This is a genomic window from Streptomyces eurocidicus (assembly GCF_002891295.1).
Taxonomy (GTDB): domain Bacteria; phylum Actinomycetota; class Actinomycetes; order Streptomycetales; family Streptomycetaceae; genus Streptomyces; species Streptomyces eurocidicus.
The window spans coordinates 514,402-532,843 of the sequence record NZ_LGUI01000003.1; the positions used below are offsets into that span (position 1 = coordinate 514,402).

General features: G+C 72.1%; 17 protein-coding genes, 3 tRNA genes and 3 pseudogenes. 13 read left to right on the forward strand and 10 right to left on the reverse strand.

Annotation, left to right across the window (positions count from 1 at the left end; translation table 11 throughout):
- Window positions 1–38: 38 nt before the first annotated feature.
- Window positions 39–1,268, reverse strand: a complete 1,230-nt coding sequence (locus AF335_RS12100) for an IS701 family transposase (RefSeq protein ID WP_211304092.1) — start codon at window positions 1,266–1,268, stop codon at window positions 39–41.
- 364 nt (window positions 1,269–1,632) lie between these two features.
- On the opposite strand from AF335_RS12100, the gene AF335_RS12105 reads away from it, so the two are divergent.
- The 4 genes from AF335_RS12105 (at window position 1,633) to AF335_RS12115 (ending at window position 4,507) form a co-directional block, all read left to right on the forward strand.
- The gene (locus tag AF335_RS12105; protein WP_211304093.1) at window positions 1,633–3,165 is read left to right on the forward strand and encodes an FAD-binding oxidoreductase; all 1,533 of its coding nucleotides are present in this window, start codon (window positions 1,633–1,635) and stop codon (window positions 3,163–3,165) included.
- A gap of 29 nt (window positions 3,166–3,194) precedes the next feature.
- On the forward strand, window positions 3,195–3,656 hold the full coding sequence (locus tag AF335_RS35555) for an alpha/beta hydrolase family protein (RefSeq protein ID WP_244927000.1): 462 nt from the start codon (window positions 3,195–3,197) through the stop codon (window positions 3,654–3,656).
- A 49-nt stretch (window positions 3,657–3,705) separates the two neighbouring features.
- On the forward strand, window positions 3,706–3,984 hold the full coding sequence (locus tag AF335_RS35560; protein WP_244927001.1) for an alpha/beta hydrolase: 279 nt from the start codon (window positions 3,706–3,708) through the stop codon (window positions 3,982–3,984).
- A 151-nt stretch (window positions 3,985–4,135) separates the two neighbouring features.
- The gene (locus AF335_RS12115) at window positions 4,136–4,507 is read left to right on the forward strand and encodes an STAS domain-containing protein (protein WP_170127674.1); all 372 of its coding nucleotides are present in this window, start codon (window positions 4,136–4,138) and stop codon (window positions 4,505–4,507) included.
- A gap of 147 nt (window positions 4,508–4,654) precedes the next feature.
- Here the strand turns inward: AF335_RS12115 and AF335_RS12120 are convergent, their stop codons facing one another.
- Window positions 4,655–5,038, reverse strand: a complete 384-nt coding sequence (locus tag AF335_RS12120; protein ID WP_244927002.1) for an STAS domain-containing protein — start codon at window positions 5,036–5,038, stop codon at window positions 4,655–4,657.
- An 856-nt stretch (window positions 5,039–5,894) separates the two neighbouring features.
- Here AF335_RS12120 and AF335_RS34590 point away from each other — a divergent pair.
- From AF335_RS34590 to AF335_RS12140, 5 genes are all read left to right on the forward strand, one after another.
- Window positions 5,895–6,059 carry a hypothetical protein gene (locus AF335_RS34590; protein WP_170116743.1) on the forward strand — a complete coding sequence of 55 codons (165 nt, stop codon included), beginning with the start codon at window positions 5,895–5,897 and terminating at the stop codon, window positions 6,057–6,059.
- A 10-nt stretch (window positions 6,060–6,069) separates the two neighbouring features.
- Window positions 6,070–6,363: a Dabb family protein gene (locus AF335_RS12125; RefSeq protein WP_095581263.1), complete on the forward strand. Its 294-nt coding sequence runs from the start codon at window positions 6,070–6,072 to the stop codon at window positions 6,361–6,363.
- 261 nt (window positions 6,364–6,624) lie between these two features.
- On the forward strand, window positions 6,625–7,494 hold the full coding sequence (locus AF335_RS12130; RefSeq protein ID WP_102918753.1) for an RNA polymerase sigma factor SigF: 870 nt from the start codon (window positions 6,625–6,627) through the stop codon (window positions 7,492–7,494).
- Window positions 7,495–7,692: 198 nt separating this feature from the next.
- A complete protein-coding gene (locus AF335_RS12135; protein WP_102918331.1) occupies window positions 7,693–8,526 on the forward strand; it encodes an RNA polymerase sigma factor SigF in 834 nt (277 codons plus the stop codon).
- Window positions 8,527–8,606: 80 nt separating this feature from the next.
- Window positions 8,607–9,434, forward strand: a complete 828-nt coding sequence (locus AF335_RS12140) for a hypothetical protein (RefSeq protein WP_102918332.1) — start codon at window positions 8,607–8,609, stop codon at window positions 9,432–9,434.
- A 112-nt stretch (window positions 9,435–9,546) separates the two neighbouring features.
- Here AF335_RS12140 and AF335_RS12145 read toward each other — a convergent pair whose 3' ends face one another.
- On the reverse strand, window positions 9,547–9,768 hold the full coding sequence (locus tag AF335_RS12145) for a hypothetical protein (RefSeq protein ID WP_102918333.1): 222 nt from the start codon (window positions 9,766–9,768) through the stop codon (window positions 9,547–9,549).
- 403 nt (window positions 9,769–10,171) lie between these two features.
- Between AF335_RS12145 and AF335_RS12150 the strand changes: the two genes are divergently transcribed.
- Window positions 10,172–10,654, forward strand: coding sequence for a MarR family winged helix-turn-helix transcriptional regulator (locus tag AF335_RS12150; protein WP_102918334.1), 483 nt, complete (start codon window positions 10,172–10,174; stop codon window positions 10,652–10,654).
- A gap of 133 nt (window positions 10,655–10,787) precedes the next feature.
- Window positions 10,788–12,338: pseudogene (locus AF335_RS12155) on the forward strand (MDR family MFS transporter); the annotation flags it as partial.
- Between the two features lie 171 nt (window positions 12,339–12,509).
- Here AF335_RS12155 and AF335_RS12160 read toward each other — a convergent pair.
- The 4 genes and pseudogenes from AF335_RS12160 to AF335_RS12170 all read right to left on the reverse strand — a co-directional run bounded on the left by AF335_RS12160 (window position 12,510) and on the right by AF335_RS12170 (window position 15,995).
- Window positions 12,510–13,133, reverse strand: a complete 624-nt coding sequence (locus AF335_RS12160; protein ID WP_244927015.1) for a TetR/AcrR family transcriptional regulator C-terminal domain-containing protein — start codon at window positions 13,131–13,133, stop codon at window positions 12,510–12,512.
- A gap of 15 nt (window positions 13,134–13,148) precedes the next feature.
- Window positions 13,149–13,343: pseudogene (locus tag AF335_RS36400) on the reverse strand (TetR/AcrR family transcriptional regulator); the annotation flags it as partial.
- Between the two features lie 227 nt (window positions 13,344–13,570).
- Window positions 13,571–15,084, reverse strand: a pseudogene (locus AF335_RS12165) (MFS transporter).
- Window positions 15,085–15,161: 77 nt separating this feature from the next.
- Window positions 15,162–15,995, reverse strand: coding sequence for a response regulator transcription factor (locus tag AF335_RS12170; RefSeq protein WP_280524625.1), 834 nt, complete (start codon window positions 15,993–15,995; stop codon window positions 15,162–15,164).
- Window positions 15,996–16,163: 168 nt separating this feature from the next.
- Here AF335_RS12170 and AF335_RS12175 point away from each other — a divergent pair, with 168 nt between their 5' ends.
- Window positions 16,164–17,048 carry a TIGR03620 family F420-dependent LLM class oxidoreductase gene (locus AF335_RS12175; protein WP_102918337.1) on the forward strand — a complete coding sequence of 295 codons (885 nt, stop codon included), beginning with the start codon at window positions 16,164–16,166 and terminating at the stop codon, window positions 17,046–17,048.
- A 102-nt stretch (window positions 17,049–17,150) separates the two neighbouring features.
- On the opposite strand, the gene AF335_RS12180 is transcribed toward AF335_RS12175, so the two are convergent.
- The 3 genes from AF335_RS12180 to AF335_RS12190 all read right to left on the reverse strand — a co-directional run bounded on the left by AF335_RS12180 (window position 17,151) and on the right by AF335_RS12190 (window position 17,709).
- A tRNA-Met gene (locus tag AF335_RS12180) sits at window positions 17,151–17,224 on the reverse strand.
- Window positions 17,225–17,272: 48 nt separating this feature from the next.
- A tRNA-Arg gene (locus AF335_RS12185) sits at window positions 17,273–17,345 on the reverse strand.
- Window positions 17,346–17,618: 273 nt separating this feature from the next.
- A tRNA-Ser gene (locus AF335_RS12190) sits at window positions 17,619–17,709 on the reverse strand.
- A gap of 205 nt (window positions 17,710–17,914) precedes the next feature.
- Between AF335_RS12190 and AF335_RS12195 the strand changes: the two genes are divergently transcribed.
- Window positions 17,915–18,421 carry an SSI family serine proteinase inhibitor gene (locus AF335_RS12195; RefSeq protein ID WP_102918338.1) on the forward strand — a complete coding sequence of 169 codons (507 nt, stop codon included), beginning with the start codon at window positions 17,915–17,917 and terminating at the stop codon, window positions 18,419–18,421.
- Window positions 18,422–18,442 lie beyond the last annotated feature (21 nt).

The following is an 18,442-nucleotide window of genomic DNA, read 5'->3' on the forward strand; positions in this document are numbered from 1 at the left end:
GCGGCACCCGCACCCACCGCACCCGCCCGCCCCCAGACTCACACCGCGTACCCCAACCCCGCCCGCCCCGCCCGCCCCAGCGCGGTCACCGCATGCGCCGCCGACGCCAGCGTCACATGCCGGTGCCAGCCCTTGAACGACCGTCCCGTGTAGTCCCGCATGCCCACCTGGTCGGAGATCTCCGCGAAGTCCCGGTCGACGCGCCGCGTCATCTTGCTCAGCTGCATCAGGGCCACCGGGTGCAGCGTGGTCATGTCGGTGAGCCAGAGGGCCGTCGGCGAGGACTGGCCGTTCTCCCACTCGCCCATGAGCCGCAGGTCTCCCACGCCCGCCTGGCCGAGGGCCCGTACGGGCCGGGGCCCGCGGGCCGGCATCCGCACCCGTACGCTCGCGGACATGCTGGTCCGCAGCGTCTCCGCGGCGTCGTGGTCCGACCACATCACCGGGCGGCGCATCCCGGCGGCCGCGCCCATGATCTGGTGGGCGGGCACCCCTTCGGCCCGGCAGCCGGGCAGCGCGGGGTCCGCGGCCGTCAGCCGGAACGTGCTGCTGACGCGCACCAGCAGCGGCACGCCCGCCTCCCGCAGCCGCCGGACGATCGCTCCGGTGTCGGTCTCCGGCGCGTCCAGCACCAGCGGCCGCACCGGGACGCCCCAGGTGGTGAGCATGTCCAGGTAGGCGCCGACCGCGCAGTCGCCGAGGGACTCGGGGACCGTGCCGTCCGGGATGGAGGCGCGGGTCCGGCGTTCGTCGTCCTCCAGCCAGCCCTCCGACAGGTGCAGCCGCCAGTTGACCGGCGTCGCCATCTCGTCGGACGCGGCCCAGACGCCGATCGCCTGCTGCGCGTTGAGCACCTGGCCGAGCGCCGGGAAGAAGCGCCGGTCGACGCCGACGGAGTGCCGGCCGCCCTTGGGTATCACCATCGGCCGGACGACCCACGCCTGCGGCGGCGCGATCCGGCCGAGGTGGCGGACCAGCGCCTGGCGCACCGGCTCCCAGTCCCAGATGGAGCTGGAGATGAAATGGTGCATGCTCTGTTCCGTCGCCGATCCGCCGATGAGCGCGGCGATGTTCCGAATGGTTTTACGGCCCTGTCCGCCGAGCAGTCCGCGAAGGTATTCCAGGCCCTTTCGGCGCTGGTCGCTCCGGGGCAGGGTGGCGAAAAGCTCCGAACAGAGTTCGGTGAGCATCGCGTCATAGGCCCCGGCGTACTTCGGTGCGTGCGGCTGCCTTCTGACGTCGTCGGGGTACAGGGCGAGAGTGCTCATTGCGTTCCCTATCTCGGAGCTGAGGGCGAACGGCGCGAAGTGATGCCTCCACAGTGCCGTTCCGGCCCTCCTGCCGCCTAGGTGTGTAAGTCACCTGGCGTACCGGACGGGTGGTGGATGTTCCACCATCACTCACCCAGCGTGAACAGAACGGCCGGTCCCTGACTCTGCGCTCCGAAAATGCCCGGAATTTACCGTTCCAGAAACGGACTTGACTGACTGCGCGCGGCCACCGGAATAGCTCTGGAGTTACCCCGGGCGGCTGCATACCGTCCCTCCGGACACGCGATACCGGCCAAGGCCGGAAGAGGCGTGGCCGGTATCGCCCCGCACTTCCGCGGGGCCCGCGGGGGAGGAACTTCCAGTGATCAGCAGACGGTCGCTCATCGGAGCAGGTGCCGGGATCGGCGCCGCCGGAGCGCTCATGGCGGGCGGCGCCGCACTGCCGGGCCGGGCGTCGGCCTTCGCGGCGGGCACGCCCTGGGCCCGCCTGCGCGAGCGCCTGACCGGCGAACTCGTCCTGCCCGCCGACCCGTCGTACACCGTGGCCAAACAGCTCCAGCTGGCCCAGTACGACACGGTCGAGCCGCAGGCCGTCGCGTACTGCGCGACCGCGGCCGACGTCGCGGCGTGCGTGCGCTTCGCGCAGGACCACCGGATCGCCGTCGCCGCGCGCAGCGGCGGCCACAGCTTCGCGGGCTACTCGACGACCGCGGGGCTGGTCGTCGACGTGTCGCGGCTGAACACGGTCCGGCCGGGCGCCGGCACCGTCCGGCTCGGCCCCGGCGGGCAGGGCGTGGACGTGGTGCACGCCCTGGACGCGTACGGCATCCAGGTGGCCGGGGGCACCTGCCCGACCGTCGCCGCGGGCGGCTGGCTGCTGGGCGGCGGACTCGGCCCGCACGCCCGGCGGTTCGGGATGGGCTGCGACCGGCTGGTGTCGGCGCAGGTGGTGCTCGCCGACGGCAGCCAGGCCCGCTGCTCGGAGCGGGAGAACCCCGATCTGTTCTGGGCGCTGCGCGGCGGGGGCGGCGGGAACTTCGGCGTCGTCACCGAGTACGAGGTACGGCCCACCCGGCTGCCGTCGATGGTGGTCTTCACCCTGACGTTCGGGTGGGCGGCCGCCGCCGAGGTGATGCTCGCGTGGCAGCAGTGGATCGCGACCGGGCCCCTGGAGCTGGCCGCCGAGCTGTTCGTCCAGCTCACCACCGACGGACCCGCCGGGACCGAGCCGACGGTGCAGATCAGCGGCACCTTCGCGGGCACCTCGGCGGTGTGCGACCGGCTCCTCGACCGGCTGGTCACGGCCGCCGGGGCGCGCCCGCTCACCCGGGAGGCGACCGAACTCCCCTACCGGGAGGGGATGATGAAGATCTTCGGGTGCGCCGACCGGAGCGTTCCCGAGTGCCACCGGACCGGGTACTCCCCCCAGGCACGGCTGCCGCGCGACAACTTCGTCACCGGACGGAACCTCTACTTCACCCGGCCCTGGACCGGGCAGACCGCCAAAGAGGCCCTGCGGGCCTTCGAGGCGGACCTCCGGCCGGGGCAGTTCCGCTTCCTCGGCCTGTTCGCCTACGGCGGGAAGATCAACGATATGGACCCGAAGGCCACCGCCTTCGTCCACCGGGACGCCCTCTTCGAGGCCGACTACCAGGTCGGCCTCACCACGCCCCGGCCCGACCGGGAGCGGCGGGACGCCGCGCAGTCCTGGGCCGACGGCGGCTACGCGGCCCTCCTCCCCTGGTCCAACCGGCGGTCGTACCAGAACTACATGGACCCCGCGCTGCGCGACTGGCGGGAGGCGTACTACGGGCAGAACTACGAGCGGCTCCGGGCGGTCAAGCGGGCCTACGACCCGTACGGCTTCTTCCGCTTCGCGCAGGGAATCGACTGACGCGACGGGCGCCGCATAGGGTGCCCTATGTGACCAGTGAGTTAGTAGTGACGCACACGCTCGTCCACGGGGCGAACGGCAAGGCCATCGACGTGTACGGGCCCGCCGAGGGCGCCGGGGCCGCGCCCGTCGTCCTGCTGTGGCACGGCACGGGGCCCGACGAGCGGGCGATGCTGGCGCCCGTCGCACGGGCCGCCGCCGCCCGGGGCCTGGTCGTCTTCGTGCCGGACTGGCGCTCCGACGCGCCGGACCGCGGCCGGGCGCACCTGCTGGACTCGCTGACCCACGCCCACGACCACGCGGCCGAGCACGGCGGCGACGCCGCGCGGCTCGTGGTCGCGGGCTGGTCGGCGGGGCCGGGCCGCGGCCGGCCTCGCCACACACCCGGGCCCCGCAGGCCACCCGCGCCCCACGGCGGTCGTCGGCATCGCCGGGCGGTACGACGTCCCGGCGCGCACCACGGGCCGGGCGCCCCTCGACGACCTGGCTGAGCGGGACGGGTGGGAGGGCCCCGGCGCCGGCGGACCGGGCGCCGCGCCCGTGCCCGTACGGCTGGTGCACGGCACCCGGGACGACACCCTGGACAGCGTCTCCTCGCGGCGGTTCGCGGCGGCCCTCGGCCGGCACGGCTGGCCGGTGGGCCTGGAGGAGGTCCCGACCGACCACGCCGGGGTCGTCATGACCCGCTTCGACCCGGCGGCCGGCCACTGTGTGCCCGACACCGCGCCGCACGCGGTCGAGGGCGGCCGGACCACGGTCCGGGCGCTGCTGGAGGCGTCAAGGGGTCTTGTGCGGCCGGGAATTCTACCGCTGGTCTAGGGGATTCCGGCGAATGTCCTCGGTTTTACTTGGAGCCCACCGCGAATGTGGTGGAATTTCCTCGGATCAGGAAGCGGCTCGGCAGCGGGCGGCGATAAAGATCCGTCCGCGGATTTCACCAGGTCGCAGGAAGCACCCTGAAGAGGACCTCATGCAGGTGCCCACCCACACCATGCCGGCCCACGTCCTGTCGGCCCACTGCGTGGTCGCCTTTCCCGACGTGGTCGACATCGAGAACGCCCCGGGCATCCGCAGCGCCCTGCGCACGATCATCCAGGACCACGGCGGCAGCTGCCGCGCCCTGGTCGCCGACCTCTCCGCGTCCCGGTTCGCCACGGCGACGGCCCTCTCGGTGCTGGTCGAGGCGCGGCAGCTGGCGGCGGACGAGGGCATGGCGCTGTACGTGGTGGCCTCGGCGCCGCTGACGAGGAAGGTCTTCACGCTGACGGGGCTGCGCGAGGTGATACCGGTGTTCCGGACCCTGGAAGAGCTGCCGCGAGCGGAGCGGGGCCCCGGGTCCTGAGCGTCCCGGCCCGGGCCCGGCGGGCCCGCGCGCGGTGTCCGCGCAGGCCGGACGTGCCGCTCCCGCCGCCTGCCCGGCCGGGGAGCGCGGCAGCGGTACGGCCGGGCCGGCGGCTTCCGGCACCCCGGCCGGGGGCGTCCGCCCCGCTTACGCCGGCACGCTCCCGCCCTCGCCCACGCGTCCGTACGGGAACCCGTCGACCACCGTGAACCCGCCTTCGACCCCGGTCACCCGCAGCACCCGGAAGACCCTCGGCGCACCCCGCACCAGGCGCAACCGCCCGCCGCGCGCCAGCACCCGCTCCCGGGCCCGCAGCAGCAGCCGCAGCCCGCTCGCGTCCAGGAAGGTCACCCCGCGGAGATCGATGACGACATCCACCCGGAACCTTTCCGTCAGCGAGTCCACCCGCGGCCCCAGCTCCTGTTCCGCCAAAATATCTATTTCGCCGTGCAGTTCAATGATGATCGCCCCGCTCGCCACACGCTCACGCATGGCGAAGGCGGGCCACTCCGCGCCCATGTCGCCTCTCACCGACCTCCCTCGGCCGCATATGCCGTCCACCTTTTGGTGCCCCGGCAGTACATGAATCTCACCTACGTCGCAAAGCTGTGATCGCCGCTCATGGCATTCGGCGGTACGGCCCAGGGCGCGAGGAAGATCCGGAGGAGGAAGGGGCCGGAGGGACCGGCGGGGCGCCGACGGGGCGCCGACGGGGCCGGCGGCGAGGGGATCCGGGCCGCCCGGGAGCACTCAGGGGCTCAGGCGCGCCGCGGGACGAACGGGTGCGCGCGGGGGTGGCGCGGAAGGCGCGCGGCGAGGGGCCCGGCCGGAGCGGGGCGGTGGCGGAGAAGGCGGAGGAGAGGGGGAGTGCAGGTCGGGGGAAGCGGCATCGGGGGGACAAGCCGCTTCCCCCGGCGAGGACACGACCTCAAAGTACGGGCCGCAGTCGGGGGGAGTCGCGGCCCGGACCCCGCATGGAGGTCATGTCCCTGGCCCCGGCGGATTCCTGCCAGATCCGGGGGCCATTACCCCCCATCCTCCGCCCCCGCCGGAGCGCGACATGCGGCCGAAGGGCCCTCCTTGCCGGGCCTTTGGTCCTTAAAGGTGCCGTGAGGACACGGCCGGCGGCTGAAAATTCAGCCCGTCCGGCGCTTGAGGACACCGCGCGGAGCGCGGAAGGGGGCCCGGGGGCGTCAGCCCCCGGATGGGGGACCTCCCAGCGGTAGCTGGGGGAGGGAAGGGGCGGGGCTGGGGACAAAGCCCCGCGCAGCGGCACCCGCATATCGTCCATACGTACGGTTCGCCGGTTAGACTCTCGCGATCACAGCGCCGGAGGCGTCGGGAGCGACCGCCGAGGCACCGGGGACAACAGGGGAGACAGTGCGTCGTGGCCAAAGCGAAGAAGATCGCGCTCTACGCCGTCGGCATTTTCGTGGCCTACACCATCATCCACTCCCCCGCCCGGTCGGCCGAGCTCGTCCAGATAGGGTTCGAGGGCATCTCGGACGCCGCCAAGAGCGTCGGTGAGTTTATGACCCAGCTGATCAACTGAGGGTGGACCCGTGATCCGTCACCTCGTCCTGTTCAAGCTCAACGAGGGCGTCGAGCGCGACGACCCGCGCGTCGTCGCCGGCGTGCAGGCGTTCGAGAAGCTCGGCGGTCTGGTGCCCGAGGTGGAGTTCTGGGAGTGCGCCTGGAACATCTCGGACCGGCCGATCGCCTACGACTTCGCCATCAACTCCGCCGTCGCGGACACCGAGGCCCTCCAGCGCTACCTGGACCACCCGGCCCATCAGGCGGGCGTCGCGCAGTGGCGCGAATTCGCCACATGGGTGATCGCCGACTACCCGTTCTGAGCGGTTCGCGGGCCCCGTCCGGCACCCCGCCGACGGCCTCGCCGGCACCTCCCCGACGCCTGGCGGGCGCCCCTCCGGCGGCCCCGGCACACCCCCGCGGCACCCCTTCGCGACACCCTTCCCAGCGGACCTCTCGCCACCCCGGCGAGGGGTCCGTTTTGCGCCAACACGGCGCCATGCGGTGCTTGCACACAGTGCACATGTCTTGTGATGCTATGACCGCTTTTGCCGGATGAGTTGACCGTGAAGGGTGGCGTGACCGTGTCGGCCCGTACCGTCCCCGAAGCCACGCCCGAGACCCCGCCGCGCACCGCCCCGCGCCCCGCCCCGCAGGCGGAGGAGCCCGAGCCCGACCCGGGGCCCCGCAGCCGGGGCGCGGACGCCCGGGCACTCACCCAGGTGCTCTTCAAGGAGTTCGTCACCCTCACGCCCGGCACCGCCGAGCACACCCGCGTACGGGCCGCCCTGATCGAGGCCAACCTCCCCCTGGTGCGCTACGCCGCGGCCCGCTTCCGCAGCCGCAACGAGCCCATGGAGGACGTGGTCCAGGTCGGCACCATCGGCCTGATCAACGCGATCGACCGCTTCGACCCCGACCGCGGGGTGCAGTTCCCGACCTTCGCGATGCCGACCGTCGTCGGCGAGATCAAGCGCTACTTCCGCGACAACGTCCGCACCGTCCACGTCCCCCGCCGGCTGCACGAGCTGTGGGTGCAGGTCAACGGCGCGAGCGAGGACCTGACGGTGCTGCACGGGCGCACGCCCACCACCGCGGAGATCGCCGAGCGGCTGCGGATCCCGGAGGAGGAGGTGCTGGCCTGCATCGAGGCCGGCCGCTCCTACCACGCCACCTCGCTGGAGGCCGCCCAGGAGGGCGACGGGCTGCCCGGCCTGCTGGACCGGCTCGGCTACGAGGACCCCGCACTCGCCGGGGTCGAACACCGTGACCTCGTGCGCCATCTGCTCGTCCAACTGCCGGAGCGCGAGCAGCGCATTCTGCTGCTGCGCTATTACAGCAATCTGACGCAGTCGCAGATCAGTGCCGAGCTGGGCGTCTCCCAGATGCATGTGTCCCGGCTGCTCTCCCGGTCCTTCGCCCGGCTGCGGTCCGCAAATCGAATCGATGCCTAACCCTCACGGGTGACACCCCTCCGATGTCAGTGGGCAGATATGTCGACTTGACGCTACAGCGTGTTGCCGACATGTGACATTCTGCTGGAACTGCGTTTGCCACAGCCCGGCCTCCGGTATTCAGGTGGAGGCTGAACCCCTCGGCCGTACTCTCGACCGGGGCCCGCTGTGACCCGTCCGCGACCTCAAGGGGGTGGCATGTCCGTAGACCTGGGCAGCGCGAAGGTGCTCGCCAACGACGCACCGCACGCCGTGCTCGACGACTGCGAAGCCATCGACACCCGCACCCTCTCCCGCTCGCTCTTCCTGCGGCTCGCCGCGCTCGAGCGGGACAGCGCGGAGCGTACGTACGTCCGCGACACCCTGATCGAGCTCAACCTCCCCCTGGTGCGCTACGCCGCGGCCCGCTTCCGCAGCCGCAACGAACCCATGGAGGACATCGTCCAGGTCGGCACCATCGGCCTGATCAAGGCGATCGACCGTTTCGACTGCGAACGCGGGGTGGAGTTCCCGACCTTCGCGATGCCGACGGTCGTCGGGGAGATCAAGCGTTTCTTCCGTGACACCAGTTGGTCCGTGCGGGTCCCGCGCCGGCTCCAGGAGCTCCGGCTGGCCCTGACCAAGGCGAGCGACGAGCTGGCGCAGAAGCTCGACCGGTCGCCGACCGTCCCCGAACTGGCCCTGTGCCTGGGCGTCTCGGAGGACGACGTGGTCGACGGCCTGGCCGTCGGCAACGCCTACACCGCCAGCTCGCTGGACTCCCCCTCCCCCGAGGACGACGGCGGCGAGGGCTCCCTCGCGGACCGCCTGGGTTACGAGGACAGCGCCCTGGAGGGCGTGGAGTACCGCGAGTCGCTCAAGCCGCTGCTGGCCAAGCTGCCGCCCCGCGAGCGGCAGATCATCATGCTCCGCTTCTTCGCCAATATGACGCAGTCGCAGATCGGCGAGGAGGTCGGCATCTCCCAGATGCACGTCTCCCGGCTGCTCACACGGACGCTCTCCCAGCTCCGGGAAGGACTCATCGCGGACTGAACCTCCAGGCGCCACTCCCCGTACGTCCCGGCCCCGGCCGGTGTATGTACACCTGACGGGCCGTCAGCCACACTGGGCCGATGCGACGGAAGACGATAGTCTCCGCCTCCGCCTCCGCCGGTGCCGCCGCGCTCGTCCTGGGGACACTGATGGCGGGATGCGGCGGTAGTGACCGCGACGGCTATGTCGCGACGGGGGCCGCCGGACCCGGCTCGTCCCGCTCGGTGGACGGGGCCGTACCGCCCAGGAGCGGTGTGGAGATGGTTCCGCTGGACAGCGGATCCGGACCGTCCGCGACACCCACCCGAAAGCCTTCGGACAACGCCCCGGCAGCTCCTTCGGACGACCCCGCGAAGGGCTCCACGGCAGCAGTCCCGCCCGCCCCGTCGAGCGCCCCAGGGCCGCCGAAGACCTCGGCAGGACCCTCCGGTCACGCCTCGCCCCACCCCGGGAGACCACCCGGTGGCGGCACGGGCGGCGGACACTCCCCCTCGGGACCCCGCCCCGGTCCGGGCGACGACCGCCCGCCGGAGCCTCCGGCCTCCCCCTCCGTACCGAGCGGTGATCCCGCACCCGGCCGTCCCGCGCGACTGCTCGTCGGCACCCCGCGCCGGGAGCCCGACGAGGGCCGTCGCTGGTGCGAGCGGGTCACCGTTCCCCTCCAGAACACCGGCGGCCGCACGGTGACCGCCGGAACGATCACCTTCGGCACCCATGTCATCGGCCCGCTCGGCATCGACTGGGCAACCGTGCGGTCCACCGCGCCGCTTCCCGTGCCCCTCGCGGCGGGAGAGCGCGCGGAGCCGGCCTGGACGGTCTGCGTCGACGCCTGGCGGGTGCCGCTGGGCTGGCACGTAGAGACGCGGGACGTCTCGGCCGACGCGGGCCCTGACCGGGCCGGGGACTAAGCGCTCCGCTGGAACTCCGGCGAGTCGTCCGCGGGTGCGTCGTGGCCGGTCGCGCAGTTCCCCGCGCCCCTTCGGGGCGCTGCCGAACCGCACCGGACCTCGCCGAGCCGACTCAGCCGAGCGCCAGCCAGGCCACCGCCGCGATCACGGCGATCGCGACGACCACACCGACGATCACACCGGCCCGGGGCCCGGACGAACCGGTGGCGGCCGGAGCGGCGGGAGCCGCCGCCCGGCGGCCGGGCGTGCCCTCGTCGACGAAGGCGCGGAACATCTGGGTGCTGCCCGCCGGGTCGTAAGCGCCCTCGGGGTTCTGCTGATGGGGGTTGGCCATAGGCCAGGACCCTAGCGAAGAGGGTGTACGGAGCGCGCGCCGGGCACCCCTTCGACGCCTTTTCCCCTACCCGCCCCTTCCCCGTAACCGGGGGCTTCGCCCCGGGCCCCCTTTCCCGCGCTTCGCGCGGTGTCCTCAAGCGCCGGACGGGCTGAATTTCAGCCCGTCCGGCGCTTGAGGACCGGGGCCCGGGGCGGAGCCCCGGTTCGGGAAGGGGCGGGGCGGGGACAAAGCCCCGCGCAGCGGCACCCCACCCCCGCCCCCGAACCCGCCCCACCTGCCCCTTTACACCCCACCACCCAGCTCTTGAGCGTTCCTTTACCCGGAAAGAGGCGATTTCGTTTGCCTTCAGCAACCAATAACTGCTTCCATGGTTGCCTCAAGCAACCGAAAGAGGTGGCGCGTGGCCGCGCAGGAGCAGTACGAGGAGCTCGCCCGGCAGCTGAGTGCCGTCGCGGCCGTCCGGCGCGATCTGGGCCGGCTGCTCCCCCCTGACTGCTCGCCCGCCTCGGCCATCGTGCTCGCGATGGTCCAGAAACACGGTGAGCTGCGGATGAGCCGGCTCGCCGAACTGATGGCCATCGATATGTCGGTGACCAGCCGTCATGTCACCTACGCGACCGAGCACGGCTGGCTCGAACGCCACCCCGACCCCGCCGACCGGCGCTCCCGGCTGCTCAGCCTGAGCCCGGACGGCGAGGAACTGCTGCGGGAGGTGTCCGCGCGCTACACCCAGGCGCTCGCCGGCTGCCTCCAGGACTGGTCCGACGACGATCTCGGCACGCTCATCGGCCTCCTGGCCAGGCTGCGGACGAGCTTCGGCGACTGCCGGGCCCGCCCGCACCAGCACCTGGCGCACGCGGCCGGCGCCGCGGTCGCCGGCTGACCCCCTTCTCGTTCCCGAGGCCACCTCCCCTACCAGGAGATCAGGAGTAAGAAACTCAATGGCTAAGACCACACCCGCCGGTGTGGGGGCCGTCCACGACAAGCACGGAAGCCCCACCGGCTCCGACGCCCCCATGACGCATCGGCAGATCATGGAGGCGCTGTCCGGGCTGCTGCTCGGCATGTTCGTGGCGATCCTGTCCTCGACGATCGTCTCCAACGCCCTGCCGGAGATAATCTCCGACCTGCACGGCAGCCAGTCCTCCTACACCTGGGTCGTCACGGCCTCGCTGCTCGCGATGACCGCGTCCACCCCGCTCTGGGGCAAGCTCTCCGATCTGTTCAGCAAGAAGCTGCTGGTCCAGATAGCCCTGATCGTCTACGTCGCCGGCTCCGTGGTGGCGGGCCTCTCGCAGAACACCGGCACGCTGATCGCCTGCCGCGTGGTCCAGGGCATCGGCGTCGGCGGCCTCTCGGCGCTGGCGCAGATCATCATGGCGGCGATGATCTCCCCCCGGGAGCGCGGGCGTTACAGCGGCTACCTCGGCGCGACCTTCGCGGTCGCGACCGTCGGCGGCCCGCTGCTCGGCGGCGTCATCACCGACACCGACTGGCTCGGCTGGCGCTGGTGCTTCTACGTGGGCGTGCCGTTCGCGGTGATCGCGCTCATCGTGCTGCAGAAGACGCTGAAGCTCCCGGTCGTGAAGCGGGATGTCAAGGTCGACTGGCTGGGCGCGTTCTTCATCACCGCCTCGGTGACCCTCCTGCTGATCTGGGTGACGCTGGCCGGCAAGAACTACGACTGGCTGTCCTGGCAGACGTACGTCATGGTGGCCGGCTCGATCGTGCTCGGTGCGATCTTCGTCTACGTCGAGTCCAAGGCGTCCGAACCGATCATCCCGCTGCGGCTGTTCCGCAACACGACGATCACCCTGGCCTCGGCCGCGAGCCTCTTCGTCGGCATCGCGATGTTCAGCGGCACGGTCTTCTTCTCGCAGTACTTCCAGCTCGCCCGCGGCAAGTCGCCGACGATGTCCGGCGTGATGACGATCCCGATGATCGGCGGCCTGTTCCTGTCGTCGACGATCTCCGGCCTGATCATCACCAAGACCGGCCGCTGGAAGTCCTGGCTGGTCTCGGGCGGTGTGCTGCTCACCGCGGGCCTGGGCCTGCTCGGCACGATGCGCTACGACACCCCGTACTGGCACCTGGCGATCTATATGGCGCTGGTGGGCCTCGGCATGGGCATGATGATGCAGAACCTGGTGCTCGCCACCCAGAACCAGGTGTCCCCCAAGGACCTGGGCGCGGCCAGCTCCGTCGTCGTCTTCTTCCGTTCCCTCGGCGGCGCCGTGGGCGTGTCGGCGCTCGGCGCGGTCCTCGGCCACCGGGTGACGGACTACGTCAAGGACGGCATCACCGCCCTCGGCCCGAAGGCCGCGGCGGCCGCCGCCAAGGGCGGCTCCGGCGGCGGGATCCCCAAGCTCGACGCGATGCCGGCCCCGATCCGGACGGTCTTCGAGAGCAGCTGGGGCCACGCCGTCGGTGACGTCTTCCTCTACGCGTCCCCGTGCGCGCTGCTGGCCTTCGTCATCACGCTCTTCATCAAGGAGGTCAAGCTGTCGGCGCAGGCCGGTGGCACCACGACCGCCGCCACGCCCTCGGCACCGACCGAGGCGACCCCCGCCCGGCAGGGCGGCTGACGGACCCCGCCGGCCGGTCGCGCGCCTCGAGCGGAGCGCGCGACCGGCCGGCGGTCCCCGGGAACCGAACGGCAAGGGTGTTCCCGGGAAAAGGCCCCGGTGAGGGTGCGCACACGCAGGCAGGGGACGGCCGGCGCGCACCGCACCGGGGCCTCACGCCTTTCCGGACTCCCCGGACTCCCCGGACTCCCCGGACTCCCCGGGCCCGGCCGCCTCCGACCGGTCCCGGAGGGCCTCCATCCCGGCGATCACGGTCTCCAGGGCGATGTCGAAGGTCCGCTCCCGCATGGTGGCGATGGCCTCGGCGCTGCCGTCCCGGAGCAGCTCGCCCGCGTGCCCGTAGTTCTCGGTGAAGTCCGGCCGGTCCACGACCAGCTCCCTGACCTGCTGGAAGTACTCCTCCATGGAGACGCCGGAGGCACGGAAGCGCTCCTGGTGCAGCGCCTCGATGGTGCAGAAGCCGTAGATGAACTGGAAGAGGGCGGCGAGCGACCCCGTCCGCATCTCCGGGGCGACCCCGCTGCGCGCCATCACGACGAGGGTGGACTCGGCGAAGGTCATGGAGCGCGGCCCGAGGTTGAGGTACCGGCCCAGGAGCTGGGTCGCCCAGGGGTGCGCCAGGAGGAGGTCCCGGTAGTCCGTGGCGAGCCCGCGGAGCTGGTCACGCCAGTCGGCGTCCTCGTCGGTGAGGTCCGGGGTGGAGAGCTCCGCGCAGATCTCGTCGAGGGCGAGCTCCATGAGGTCGTCCTTGGTGTCCACGTACCAGTAGACCGACATGGCGGTCACCCCGAGGTCGGCGGCCAGCCGCCGCATCGAGAACTTCGTGAGCCCCTCGGCGTCGAGCAGCCGCACCGTGGCCGCGACGATGCGCTCCCGGTCGAGGGCGGCGCCCTCGGCGCCCTCCGCCTTGCGCTTGGGAGCCGCGGACGCGGTCCCGGCCAGCCACACACTGGGACGCGGCCGCCCCGCCCGACTCCCACCCGGCATGCGCGTTCTCCCTCTCACCGCCGACACCTGGCTGAATGCTAGGCCGTGCGCCCCGTTTGCCCTTAATCACCGGTCCGCTGCGCCGGACGGGTGCCCTCAGCCCGGTTCCGGGCAACAACTCAGCCCGTCCGGCGTTTGAGGACCGGGGTCCGGGGCGGAGCCCCGGTTCGGGAAGGGGCGGGGCTGGGGAAAAGCCCCGCGCAGCGGGCACCACCCCACACCCGCACTCACCCCCGCACAACCTTCCGCTCCGCCCGCCACAGCAACACCGCCGCAAGCACCCCACCCACCAGCACCGCCCCGCCCCCACCAGCTGACTCGACCGCACCCCGGAGGCGAACGCGTCCGCCACCGCCGACCGGTCCGCGTCCGTCCGCGCCCGCGCCAGCGCCTCCGGCAGGGAGCCCGCGCCCACGGCCACCGCGGGCACCAGCGCCGCGAAGCGGGAGTTGAGGACGGCGCCGAGCACCGCGACGCCCAGACCGTTGCCGGACTCCTGGAGCGTGCCGTTCACACCCGCGCCCACGCCCGCCTTCTCCGGCGGGATGGCCGACATGATCGCCGTGGCCATCGCGGGCATGGCGAGCGCGATGCCGGAGCCCATGAGCACCAGGCCGAACAGCATCCCGCCGTAGCCGTCCGCGCCGAGCACCGCGACCGCCGCGAGCCCGGCCGCCAGCAGCGTCATACCGCCGGCGATCGAGACGGGCGTGCCCACCTTCGGCAGCAGCCGGGCGCCCACGCCCGTGAGGTTGAGCAGGACGATCATCAGCGCCAGCGGCGACATCCGCAGCCCGGTCTCCAGCGGGTCGTAGCCGAGGACCAGTTGCAGGTGCTGCGCGAGCAGGAAGAGCGAGCCGCCCATCCCGAAGGCCACCAGGACGGAGCCGGAGACCGCGCCGACGAAGCGGCTGTCGTGGAAGAAGTGCATGTCCAGCATCGGGTGCGGCATCCGCTGCTCCCACAGCGCGAAGGCGGCCAGGACGAGCACGCCGACCCCGGCCGGGACGAGCACCCGGGCGGACGTCCACCCGTGCTCCGGACCGGAGATGATCGCGAAGGTCACGCCCGTCATACCGACGGTGGACAGCAGGGCGCCGAGCAGGTCCGGGCGGTCACCGCCGGGGTTCTTCGACTCCGGTACGAGCCTGGCCACGGCGAGCAGGCCCAGCGCGGCCACCGGCAGGTTGATCAGGAAGATCGCGCCCCACCAGAAGTGGTTGAGCAGCGTGCCGCCGACGAGCGGGCCGGCGGCGAAGCCCAGGGAGCTCACCGCGCCCCACAGGCCGATGGCCTTCGCCCGCTCCTCCTCGTCGAACACCTGCATGATCACGGCCAGTGTGGTGGTCATCAGCAGTGCGCCGCCGACGCCCATCCCCGCGCGGGCGGCGATCAGCTGCCCGGTGCTCTCCGAGAGCCCGGCGGCGAGCGAGCCGAGACCGAACAGCGCGAGGCCGGTCATCAGCATCCGCTTGCGCCCGTAGCGGTCCGCCGCGTTGCCCGCCGTGAGCAGCAGGCCCGCCTGGACCAGCGAATAGGCGTTGAGCATCCACTGCACATCGGAGGTGGCGGCCCGCAGGTCCTCCGTGAGGGAGGGGATCGCGACGGTCAGCACCGTGTTGTCGAGCAGCACGGTGAGCTGGGCGAGGCAGATCACCCCGAGGATCACCCAGCGCGCGGGATCGCGCCGCGGTGGGACCGCCGCGCCCGTGCCCGGTGTGTCCGCGGTCGTCGCGGTCATATGAGAACCCCCTTGTACGGTGTACGAGCCGAAGCGACGTACACCGTACAAGGTGAGCTCTACGCCGTACAAGGCGATTATCCGGCGGGCCTGATGAGGTAGCCGACGCCGCGCCGGGTGTGGATCATCGGTTCGCGGCCGGCGTCGATCTTCCGGCGCAGATAGGAGATGTAGAGCTCGACGACGTTGGCCCGGCCGCCGAAGTCGTAGGACCAGACGCGGTCGAGGATCTGGGACTTGCTCAGCACCCGGCGCGGGTTGCGCATCAGGAAGCGCAGCAGCTCGAACTCGGTGGCGGTCAGCCGGATCTCCGTGCCGCCCCGGGAGACCTCGCGGCCGTCCTCGTCCAGCACCAGGTCGCCGACGGTCAGTACGGAGCCCTCGCGCGGGGCGGCCGCGCGCGAGCGGCGCAGCAGCCCGCGCAGCCGGGCGACGACCTCCTCCAGGCCGAACGGCTTGGCGACGTGGTCGTCGCCGCCCGCGGTGAGCCCGGCGACGCGGTCCGGGGCGGCGTCCTTGGCGGTGAGGAAGAGGACCGGCACGCCGGGGCAGTCGCGGCGCAGCCGGCCGAGGACAGTGAGCCCGTCCACGCCGGGCGGCGCCACGTCCAGGACGACGGCGTCCGGCCGGAAGTCCCGGGCGGCGCGGACCGCGCCCTCGCCGTCGGCCGCCGTCCGCACCTCCCAGCCCTCGTAGCGCAGGGCCAGGCACAGCAGTTCGGCGAGCGGCGCCTCGTCGTCGACGACCAGGACGCGTACGGGACCCCCGCCGCCGCGCGGCAGGTCCCGGTCCGGCAGGTCGCCGTGCGTCGGAAGGTCGCGCGAGCGGCGGTCGCGCGGCGGTGCGGTGCGGGCGGTGGCGGTCATGACGACGAGCGTGGGGGCGGCGGGTGAGAGACGTCTTTCGGGCACCTGTGATTCACCTGAGAATCCGGGCCGCGACCCTCCGGGCCAAGAACCCGCGCCCCTCCGGACCGAGAACCGCGGACCCCTGGGCCAAAAACCGCGCCCCTCCCCGGACCAAGAACACCCCCGGACCAAGATCGGAATAACCGGAAGACACCTCCGGTTGCCCCTGTCATGGCACTCACCACAGACCTCGGCACCATCGGCCTCTGGAGCACCGCGTTCCGGGCGGAGGACCCGGCCGGAACCGGCGAAATCCGCGAAGCGGCGGCCGAATTGGAGGAGCTCGGCTACGGCACCCTCTGGATCGGCGGCAGCCCCCGCCTTGAGCACGCCGCCCGGCTGCTGGAGGTGACCGAGCGGGTGACGGTCGGCACCAGCATCGCCAGCATCTGGGACCAGGAGGCGGCCGAGGTCGCCGCCGGGTACGCGGCGCTCACCCCGGAGCGGCGGGAGCGGCTGGTGCTCGGGCTCGGGACCAGCCACGGCCACCTGGCCAAGGACTACGCCCGCCCGTACTCCGCGATGAAGGACTATCTGACGGCCCTGGACGAGGCGCCCGTACCGCTGCCGGCCGGGCGGCGCATGCTGGCCGCGCTCGGGCCGAAGATGACCGCGCTCGCCGGCGAGCGGGCGGCCGGGGCGCTGCCGTACCTGGTCACGGCCGAGGCCACCGCGCAGGCCCGCGAGCTCCTCGGCGAGGGACCCGTGCTGGCACCCGAGCTGAAGGTCGTCCTCGACACCGACCCGGCCCGCGCCCGCGAGCGGGCACGCGGGTACCTCTCCTTCTACCTGCCGATGCCCAACTACACCAACAACCTCCTGCGGCTCGGCTTCACCGAGGAGGACTTCGAGAACAAGGGCAGCGACCGGCTGCTCGACGCGCTCTTCGCCCTCGGGGACGCGGAGACGGCGAGCGCCCGGGTGAAGGAGTTCCTGGCGGCCGGCGCCGACCACGTCGCCGTCCACGTCGTACTGCCCGGCGGGATAACGGACCGCGCCGCCCTCCCCCGCGCCGAATGGCGGGCCCTCGCGGAGACGCTGCCCCTCGGCGGGTGACGGGAAGACACCGGGGCCGGTACGTGAGTGCCGGCCCCCCCCGGTGGGGTGCCCGGAGAACGCCGAAGGCCCGGTACATGAGTACCGGGCCTTCGGTCTTAGTAGCGGGGACAGGATTTGAACCTGCGACCTCTGGGTTATGAGCCCAGCGAGCTACCGAGCTGCTCCACCCCGCGACGGTCGAGTAACCATACCCCGGAATCGGGATACATGTTCCTCGGCTGTGCGCTCGGCAGGATTCGAACCTGCAACCTCTTGATCCGTAGTCAAGTGCTCTATCCGTTAAGCTACGAGCGCTCGGCTTCCCGGCGGTTTTTCTTGCCGGTCGGCGTTGCGTGGACAACATTACATGAACTCCGCCGTGACGCGAAATCCATTACCCACACCCGCTCCGACCTGGGAAAACGGCGTTCGGAGGCCCTTCCGGCGGCCCTTCCTGAGCCCTCCGCGGAAGATCGCCGGGAGCGGTCCCGGCAGGCGCCCCGGTCGGCCCCGTACCGCGACCCGGCCGCCGCCGTACATGCGAAAAGCCCCGGCCGTCACAAGGACGGCCGGGGCTTCCGGCACCTGCGGAGGCGGAGGGATTTGAACCCTCGATGGGATTTAAGTCCCAAACCGCATTAGCAGTGCGGCGCCATAGACCGGACTAGGCGACGCCTCCAGCTCACCCGCGCATGCGCGAGTGGTGCGTGCAGATGATGACACAGCCTTGCGGCCCGCCACCAATCGATCCCTACGGTACCGGGCTTTCACCCGTGGGGGCAAAGACGTTTGCCGACGCGCAACGCGTTGCCGTCCGACGCGTTAGACGGGTGAAGGGTCCGCTCCGGCCCCTTCGGTCCCGCCACAGCCCTGGAGCCCCACAGATGTCCGTGCCCCGCCCCCTCCGTACCGGCCGCCCGAACCGTCCGGCCCCGCTGGCCCGCCTCCCCCGGTCCGCCCGGTTCGGCCTCGCCGCGCTCGCCCTGGCGCCCGCGCTGCTCGCCGCCCCGGCCGCCGCGAGCGCCCGGCCGCTCCCCCTGCCCGGCACCGAGCCCGGCGACCACCTCACCGTCACGGTCACCGACAGCGGCTCCTTCGACGGCACGCACCACCTCTACTGCCACCCCGACGGCGGTACGTACCGGAACGCCAAGGAGGCGTGCGGGCAGCTCGACCGCCAGGCGCACTGGGGCAGGGACCTCTTCGCGCCCGTCCCCAAGGACAGCGTGTGCACGATGATCTACGGCGGGCCGCAGCGGGCGAAGGTCACCGGAATGTGGGCAGGCAGGCGGGTGAACGCCGAGTTCAACCGGAAGAACGGCTGCGAAACGGCACGCTGGGACCGCTTCTCCAGTCTCCTCGAAGGTCCGAAGAGCACCGCCAAGAGCTGACACAAGAGGCATGTCCGGCCT

What these genes read in the sequence shown, in the direction of transcription:
- AF335_RS12160 (WP_244927015.1), bottom strand. Translation starts at nt 13,133, where the DNA reads ATGTCGGTCTACTGGTACGTGGACACCAAGGACGACCTCATGGAGCTC.
- AF335_RS12115 (WP_170127674.1), top strand. Translation starts at nt 4,136, where the DNA reads ATGCAGGTGCCCACCCACACCATGCCGGCCCACGTCCTGTCGGCCCAC.
- AF335_RS12135 (WP_102918331.1), top strand. Translation starts at nt 7,693, where the DNA reads ATGTCCGTAGACCTGGGCAGCGCGAAGGTGCTCGCCAACGACGCACCG.
- AF335_RS12140 (WP_102918332.1), top strand. Translation starts at nt 8,607, where the DNA reads ATGCGACGGAAGACGATAGTCTCCGCCTCCGCCTCCGCCGGTGCCGCC.
- AF335_RS12175 (WP_102918337.1), top strand. Translation starts at nt 16,164, where the DNA reads ATGGCACTCACCACAGACCTCGGCACCATCGGCCTCTGGAGCACCGCG.
- AF335_RS12100 (WP_211304092.1), bottom strand. Translation starts at nt 1,268, where the DNA reads ATGAGCACTCTCGCCCTGTACCCCGACGACGTCAGAAGGCAGCCGCAC.
- AF335_RS12195 (WP_102918338.1), top strand. Translation starts at nt 17,915, where the DNA reads ATGTCCGTGCCCCGCCCCCTCCGTACCGGCCGCCCGAACCGTCCGGCC.
- AF335_RS12145 (WP_102918333.1), bottom strand. Translation starts at nt 9,768, where the DNA reads ATGGCCAACCCCCATCAGCAGAACCCCGAGGGCGCTTACGACCCGGCG.